The following is an 8,112-nucleotide window of genomic DNA, read 5'->3' on the forward strand; positions in this document are numbered from 1 at the left end:
CATTCGTTCAATGAGGTGGGCAATCTCCGTCATCGTAATGCCTTTTTGAAACAAGTGAATGACCGTATTTTCAAGCGTATCGTTCGAGCGTTTATACGGCGCAATGGTCTGTTGACGAAAATCGCCATTGCGATCACGTGGGATTGCCAGCTTTAAGTCGCCATACTCCGTGTGCAGCGTGCGTTCGTACACACCATTTCGTGAGTTGCCAGAGTTAAAGCCGATGCGATCGTATTTTTCATCGTCCAAAAACGCCGTTAACTCCTGCGCTAACAGCGTATTGACCGCTTTTTCAAGATGACTACGAAAAACTTCACTGATATTGCCATTTTGNCATTTACACAAAATATTTTACGCTCTCAGTCGTTCACCTAAAGAACAACTAGAATTTAAATATTATGATAAAGGAAGTCTTCGTGCATATAAAGATATTTTAATTGACATAGAATCTTTAACAGAAGATAAGTTTGTTGAAAAATATCTTGAAATTATTCAACAAAACAAAGGAAAAAAATTCAAACCTGAAGATGGAATAGAAGAAATAGACGAATCTGATGGTCATAACAACTTTATTGTATTTGTTCTAATGCTTTTGAACCCTATATATGAATATGATTTAGATGATTAATTTCTAATCAGCTAAAAACCTCATTATCTTCTACATGATTGAAGTGACCCCTAAAAGTTAGACATGGTTATTTCATTAGGCAGCTTGGTTAAACTGAGTTCGGTACTCTACCGGACTCATTTTTAATTTTGCCTTGATACGTTTCGTGTTGTAATAGTTTATATAGTTTTCTAGTTGTTGCTTAAAATGCTCGACACTTTCAAATTCCTTTAAGTAAAGAAATTCAGACTTCATGATCCCGAAGAAATTCTCCATCACCGAGTTGTCGTAACAGTTCCCTTTACGTGACATGCTTTGTACAATGCCTCTTGATTCAAGGGCGTGGCGATATTGTTTCATTTGATAATGCCAACCTTGCTCCGAATGCATCAGTAGCTGGTGAGCTTCTGGCAAGCGTTCTAAAGCCTTTTCTACCATCTCCGAAACCAAAGAATACGTTGGCCTAGAACCGATTGTATACGTGATAATTTCGCCATTAAATAAGTCTAAAACAGGCGATAAATAAAGCTTTTCGCCAAATAATTTAAACTCCGTAATATCCGTTACCCACTTCTCATTTGGGGCTTCGGCTGTAAAGTTTCGATCCAAAATATTTGGCGCAATTTTACCAACCGTTCCTCTATAAGACTTATATTTTTCATACGCACTACACACTTTAAACCAAGCTCTTTCATGATACGTTGAACCTTTTTGTGATTCACTTTTTGTCCACGATTCGTGAGTTCATCACGAATACGACGATAGCCATAACGCCCTTCGTGTTCCTCATAGATCGATTGAATGACATCTTTTAATTGGGCATCTGGATCCGGTCGATTCATCTTCTTGACGTAATCATAGTACGTGCTACGTGGAATACCTGCGAATGCCACAAGCGCCTTCACCGAGTATTTATGCCTTACTTCATAGATGACTCTTACTTTGTCTTCTTTGGTGATTTTTCCTTGGCTTGAACTAAGGCGTTCAACTTTTTTAAATACTCGTTTTCCATTTCAAGCTGCTTAATACGAGCTTGAAGTGCTTCAGTAGAGCCTTCTGCTGGTGTTTGTTTTGGTTGTTTGTTCGTTTCTTTTTTCATGGATGGACGCCCCTTTTTCTTTGACTGAAGGGCATCGAATCCTTGTGTTTCATACTGTTTTCGCCAACTACGGATTGTAGATGGAGCAGCTATATTAAATATAGCTGCTGTTTCAAGCAAGGACGTACCATGTTCAATCATGTAATTTAGTACGTCTAGTTTTAACTGTGCTGAAAAATTTGTATACCGTTTTACAAACGCTTTTACACCATGATACTCATATTGTTTCACCCAATTTTGAATAGCTTTATGATCCGTTCCAATCGATTTAGCAATTTCACGGAAATTTTCTTTGCCTTCTAAATAGCTTAAAGCAGCCTGTAATTTTTCATCCGCTGTAAATTTCGCCATATAAAAACAGCACCTCCAATTGTTAGATGTGTCTAACAATTGGGGTGCAGTTCATTTAGTATGAAGTGGTTTTTTCTTTATTTATGATAATTTTTCAGTTTATATATTGGGACTTGATAACCTTGTTCATTCGTTGTAATTAAAATAATCCCATAATTTTTCGCGATGAATGTATAGCCACCATCATAGTAATTTAGGATTTTAATGACATTGGAATACGTTTTTTTACCAACTTTTCGTTTCGTATTTGTTTCGATTACCTTGTAGCTATATTCAAAAGAATTCACACCTGAATAACCGGTTTTATGATACGTTTTGCCTTTTGTCAGCGGAAATATATAGGGGGGAGCTACTGCGGAATCACCGCCCGCATTTAAAGCAAAAACATCCTTTGTTACACGGTATGAATAGAATCCATCTTTAGAGCTGCAATGAAGATAATCGGAATCAAATTTTTTGCATTTAATAGTTACATGTTTATCGTATGCATAGGCATCATAAATGCTGTATACATATTTAGTGCTTGGCTTATAGGGTTTGGCGGAATAAATGGTTGCTGCAGAGACCGGTAAACTTCCTAAAAAAATAAAAAATAGTGCAAGTAATGAAATGAATTTTTTCATGTTAAAACCTCCTTTCATTAGCATACTTTTTTCATTTGAAAGAATATATTAGATTTCTGCTTATAAAATGATAGGATTTTTTGAAAATTACTAAATTTTGGGTAAAAAAACGACCTATATACTTGGTTATTAAAAAATATTAGACAATTATCTTTTACTGGTTCGCTTGCTTGAGATCGAGAAACATTTAGCATTTGACAAGTGGATGGAGCGAATGCTTATTTCATCTTGTCAAAAATTAAATTATCAACTTGTTGAATTGCTTAAAAGGGCATAAAAAAAGACCTCTAAAGTCGAGGTCAAATCATTATTTTTGGTTTGATAATTCTTCGCCAACAAGGATTTCAAAGAGTTCTGCTGAATTCCTCGTATCTAATTGAATATAGTTACTTTCAGCGTCTATAACAAGTTCTACTTTATCGTTGTTCGGAGTTATCCAAAGTTCATATGTCACCGCTTTTGATTCAATTTTAGGATTTTTGTATGGAAATATGAATCTGTAATCAGGTGGGTGAGTCATATTTACTTTTGCATGTTCCCAATTAATTTCATTTAAAATATCTTTCACTTTTTGAACCTGTTCATTATTAGTAATTTCTTTGAAATTCGCATATTTATTTTCATCACCAATGCGATGTTGAACTTGTATATAGCGTTCTTCATTTTCTATTACGTTTGAACACCCTACTAAAAATATGGAGACGATACCAAAAAGGGAAATAAAGTATTTAATTTTTTTCATAATATCTCCTTCTATATAAAATGGCTATAATTGGAAACTGTTTCATGCTTAGTATAGCATATTCTAAAAACAACAAACTTTACGAAAACAGCCTTTAACAAAAAAAAATCCCACCTTTCATGAAAGGTGAGTTTCTTCTTTTGTATCTTTTAAAAAATAAGAAGCAATGAAAGCTGTGATTGGAATGACAAGGGTTACGCCAATACCAGCGCAGCAAATCGTAATGAGCTCACTACTAAAAATTTTGGAGTTTACAATCTCACCAAGTGAATAGGATAGATCATTAAACCAAATAAGTAGGGCTAGGTAGCTTCCGAAAAAAGCGAAAAATAATGTATTCGCACTTGTACCAATAATATCTCGGCCAATGTGCATGCCAAAATCAAATAATTGTTTTCGCGTAGCTTCAGGGTGTAAAGTGAGCATTTCCCGCATTGGGGAAGCAATCGCAATGGCTGCATCTGTAATGGCGCCGATGGTACTCATAATAATAACCGAAATTACGATTTGCTGAAAATCTAGGCCAATATGGAGTGACATCATACTTAATTCTTCTGTTTCTTCCTCGCCAAACCCTTGAATTAATGAGCTTTTAGTGAAGAGCCAGATGAGTGCTACAAGAAAACCAGTAGTAGCGAGCGTAGAGACGAATGCGATTTTTGTCATGGGATTTACTTCATTAATATAAAACAAATTAATGATACTAACGACAATGCAGGCAATAAACGTCAATAAAATCGGGTTGAGTTGTGGAACATTCATAAAGAAGAGCAGCACAATTACGACAATAAAATTTAAAAATAAAGCAATAAATGAACGCAATCCTTTTTTGCCGCCAATTATCAGCATACATATCGCTAAAATAATGGCGAGTACTATAATAATATTCATCGTATCGCCTGCTTTCGTTTAATAAAGAATAAGACAATGACTAGCGAAATCGGAATGGCTAACACAATACCAATGCCGCCAACAAGGGCACGAACAAGCTCTAATGAAAGGTTAATGGATAATGTGTACCCGAATGCCGATTGATTTTTAAAATAAAGTAACAGCATGGGAATGGAGCCACTTACATAGGCAAAGAATAAAATATTGGTCATTGTGCCCATAATATCTTTTCCGATTTCACGGCCAGATTGAGCCAGTCTTTTTAAAGAAATAGCGGGATTTTTCTCATACAATCCATAAAGCGAGGAAGACATCGTAATCGCAATATCCATTACGGCTCCGAGCGAACCGATGAAAAGGCCTGCCATAAAGACCGTTTTATAGGGCCGCGTAATAAATTGTAGCTCTTCATAGCGCATACCTTGTTCATTTGTCAGCTTTAAGACAATATAGGCAAGCCCGAGCGATACGAATGTACCAACCAATGTGCTGAGAATAGCAGTCATTGTCTTTTCGTTAAAACCATTTACGAGTAGAAGGGATAAAATGGTGAAGAGGAAAATCCCAACGATGCATAGTATAAGTAGATAGGCGTCGTATGTTGTATAAATACTAATAATGGTCCAAACAATTGCCGCGTTAATAAAAAGACTAATGACAGAAAAGAGACCTTGTAAACGCCCTACCGCAATTAAAACCGCGATAAATACCCAGAGTAGTGTAACGATATGAACGTCTCGTTTAACGCCTACAATATCATAGCTATGTACGTCATTTTTTTCAGCTAGCTTATTTTTTTCGATAAATAAGTCATGGCCAATTTCATATTCATTATCAAATCCCTTTGAGTCGGAATATTGATTAGTTAACGTGATAACGTCGCCTTTTTTTTCACCATTTGTAATTTTTGCAGTTAGCTGCTGTGTATAGAGCGTATCTTTATTATTGAATTGATCAGTAACGGCTTCCGTTTTTGTGACAGTGTTTTCTGTTACAGTCGCAATGGTTTGATGATAAAATGAATCATTATAGTGCGTAAATACGATAGAAACAGCCGCACAGAGAATGAGTAATGCGGCAAGCCACCACTTACGAAAGGATTTCATACGCTAGGCACCTCCTTGATTGTAATACCTTAGCTATCTTACAGGTTTTGAGCATGTTGATAAAGTAGAAAGTGCCTTTGTTTAAGCTAAAAATGATACATACGGAACTAAGGAATGAAATAACTCGATAAAAGGAGCATTCTATGGAGAAAATCTTATTTATTACCTTTTTCATCGCAATCCCGCTTTTATCTATCATTGTCGTCACAGGCATAAAAGTTGTGCTGCGAGACGCTGCATTTTGGCCAGCCTTAGAAGCATCTTTTCCTATCATTGTTTTTTACTATTTAGCACTGAGTATTGTTTGGATAAGTAATGTAGAAAAAAATACGCCAGGTTAAATAAAAAGAGGCTGGGACATACGTATAAAAACAACCTCTCCTATGAGCATAAGACAAACCGGAATCGCGCTGTGACGCGGTTCCGGTTTGTCATTGCGAACGCTAAAAAAGGAAAATGACGTGTTTTGTCTCAGCCTCATATTTTCATCATCCGGACGGTTTTACTGCTTTCCATTTTTGGTAGACTATTACTAGTAGGCTAATAAATCATACATAGAAGTGACTTAATGAAACATATCGCAGCAGCCATCTACTTATCCTTTGCGTTCTTATTTATTTTCCTGCAATCATTCGAGGGTTATTATACGACAAGTGGTACCTATGTAATTATTGCGTTATTCTTTGTCTTAGCAGGCATCTATTTTATCCGCATCGTCAGAGATTTTTTCAAAGGTTTAAAATAATAAAATGAATGCCTATTCTTTGGAATGGGCGTTTTTTCTTCTTTGTATTTTCATTTGGCCTTTAAAAACTTCAACATGATAGAACGATTATATTATAATAGTAATAGAATATTTTATGTAAAGGAAGGTAAGCGATGACTCAATTTATATTCTTGAATAGAAAAACCCCGAGCTTGTAGGGCGTGCTATGTAATCCCTTGACATGCTTTGCGAGCTCGGTTTTCTTTCAAGGGAGCGGTTTTAAATGAACAAACGGACGAGAGCCTATACGCGTCATCAGCGAGCAAGAACCATCGAGAGGAAATGGTTTATTTTAAAATATATATGGCAGCGAGAGCCAGAATATATGCCTGTGAAAGGCACGCTAAGCAAGAACAAAATCCATTGCTCTTGCCGCATGTGCCGATACGAGCAGTATCATGGTATTCCAAAGGCGAAGTATAAAGCGAGATGGGCAGAAATGAAGAAGGAAATGGATTATTGATTCTTGTAGGAGCCTTTTAAGATAACTATAAAACACAAAAAAAGTAGCAATTCGCTACTTTTTTGTTTCACATCATGATGCTTTAATAAATTTGCGCACATATAAAAAAATTTTCAAGTCTATTTTTCAATAATATAAGCCTTTATAATAAGTGAATCAGTATGTAGAGATATTGGTAGTGCTGCTACTAAAAATATATGTCATTTGATACGTCTACCAACTGAAATTAAAATTTCAGTTGGTGAAAGAGATGTACAAAGAGGCGCGGCTTCCTCAAAATGCAAAAGAGGGCATCTTATTCATGTTGATTATTTCGTTTATATCCGTGAATACGATTGCACCGATTATTATGGGAATGAAATTTGGTTTTAGTTTAGTTCAATATGTAGAAACGCTAAAGGTAATTCCGTTTATGTGGATTATTGTAATGATACTTGTAAGATTTGTGGCAGGTCCGGTTGTTGGCAAAATCATGCCCAAGTTTGTTGGTCAGACGGATGGATTTAATGCGAGAGTTTTACTGACAATTGTATTAAATGTGACGGTTTTATCGATTCTTCTTACGATTATTGGCACATGGGTTGGCACAAGAGAAATTAGTCTAGACCCATTTGCGAACTTTTTCAAGAGCTGGTTTCGAAACTTCGGTATTGCATTTTGGATTGAACTACTTATTGCACAGCCGATTGCGAGATGGGTAATGACAAAAATGCATGCAAAATAATATGTAACGTACAAAACGCCGCTTTTACTAAAAGTGGCGTTTTTTGTTTTCATCGTTATATTATATAGGAATTTTTAGTTGACATTAGATTTATATAGATGACAAGCTAATAAGTTGTTATCTGTGCTGAAAGTAATTATTAGATAAGGACCGTACCGCCACCATTCATATTATTTTGAGTGTTTTTAAAATAAGAAATGTAGCCAAAATGTTATTGACTATTGTTCATAAAACCTTATAATTGACCAATACCTAAAAGTAGAAATGGAGGATTTTCATGGAAGACAAGAAAGTCACTTGGCTAGAGCTGTTTTCCGATTTATTATTCGGTGCAGCAATAGCAACTGTTACAAGTGTACTTATCCGTGGAGAACAGAGGGAAATTCCCCTTGAATCTATCGTGAAATTTGTCTTAATTTTTATTCCGATTTGGTGGAGCTGGGTAGGACAAACCCTATTTACGAACCGATTTGGTCAGGATCTAATACATCATCGATTTTTTCTAATCTTACAAATGCTATTTGCGTTAGTAATGATTGCAAGTTTATCTACTGATTTTGATTCATACTTTATCGTTTCTTTGCAGAATACCCCTCCCTCAAGGAACGTAGTGAGTAGGGAGGGGTATTCTGCGGACCCAATGATTCTGCCAGTACTAATTTGTTGAAAAGAACATCTGTTCCTATTATACTATTCAAAAAAAGGAGGTGTCTGTCATGCCACATCAAGCGTATAAATTC

The 8,112-nt window shown here is 35.8% G+C and carries 9 protein-coding genes and 2 pseudogenes; 5 read left to right on the plus strand and 6 right to left on the minus strand.

Features of this window, described 5'->3' with window-relative positions; translation table 11 throughout:
• The 6 genes and pseudogenes from ACFSY7_RS02175 to ACFSY7_RS02200 form a co-directional block, all read right to left on the minus strand.
• A partial coding sequence (locus ACFSY7_RS02175) for a transposase (protein ID WP_449274621.1) occupies positions 1-348 on the minus strand: 348 nt, incomplete at its 3' end.
• Between the two features lie 355 nt (positions 349-703).
• Positions 704-2,057 (minus strand): annotated as a pseudogene (locus ACFSY7_RS02180) (IS3 family transposase).
• A 77-nt stretch (positions 2,058-2,134) separates the two neighbouring features.
• A complete protein-coding gene (locus tag ACFSY7_RS02185; protein ID WP_380146640.1) occupies positions 2,135-2,680 on the minus strand; it encodes a hypothetical protein in 546 nt (181 codons plus the stop codon).
• 307 nt (positions 2,681-2,987) lie between these two features.
• On the minus strand, positions 2,988-3,422 hold the full coding sequence (locus ACFSY7_RS02190; RefSeq protein ID WP_380146641.1) for a hypothetical protein: 435 nt from the start codon (positions 3,420-3,422) through the stop codon (positions 2,988-2,990).
• A 117-nt stretch (positions 3,423-3,539) separates the two neighbouring features.
• Complete coding sequence (locus ACFSY7_RS02195) at positions 3,540-4,313, minus strand: YibE/F family protein (protein WP_380146642.1); 774 nt, start codon at positions 4,311-4,313, stop codon at positions 3,540-3,542.
• A complete protein-coding gene (locus ACFSY7_RS02200; protein ID WP_380146643.1) occupies positions 4,310-5,419 on the minus strand; it encodes a YibE/F family protein in 1,110 nt (369 codons plus the stop codon). Before ACFSY7_RS02200 ends, ACFSY7_RS02195 begins: the two co-directional genes overlap by 4 nt.
• A 143-nt stretch (positions 5,420-5,562) precedes the next feature.
• Between ACFSY7_RS02200 and ACFSY7_RS02205 the strand changes: the two genes are divergently transcribed.
• The 5 genes and pseudogenes from ACFSY7_RS02205 to ACFSY7_RS02225 form a co-directional block, all read left to right on the plus strand.
• Positions 5,563-5,760: a hypothetical protein gene (locus ACFSY7_RS02205; protein WP_380146644.1), complete on the plus strand. Its 198-nt coding sequence runs from the start codon at positions 5,563-5,565 to the stop codon at positions 5,758-5,760.
• Positions 5,761-5,987: 227 nt separating this feature from the next.
• Complete coding sequence (locus ACFSY7_RS02210; protein ID WP_380146645.1) at positions 5,988-6,164, plus strand: hypothetical protein; 177 nt, start codon at positions 5,988-5,990, stop codon at positions 6,162-6,164.
• Between the two features lie 244 nt (positions 6,165-6,408).
• A complete protein-coding gene (locus ACFSY7_RS02215) occupies positions 6,409-6,648 on the plus strand; it encodes a hypothetical protein (protein ID WP_380146646.1) in 240 nt (79 codons plus the stop codon).
• A 250-nt stretch (positions 6,649-6,898) separates the two neighbouring features.
• A complete protein-coding gene (locus ACFSY7_RS02220) occupies positions 6,899-7,372 on the plus strand; it encodes a hypothetical protein (protein WP_380146647.1) in 474 nt (157 codons plus the stop codon).
• A gap of 277 nt (positions 7,373-7,649) precedes the next feature.
• Positions 7,650-7,946, plus strand: a pseudogene (locus tag ACFSY7_RS02225) (low temperature requirement protein A); the annotation flags it as partial.
• Positions 7,947-8,112: the final 166 nt, after the last annotated feature.

This window comes from Kurthia populi (assembly GCF_042686175.1).
Classification (GTDB): domain Bacteria; phylum Bacillota; class Bacilli; order Bacillales_A; family Planococcaceae; genus Kurthia; species Kurthia populi.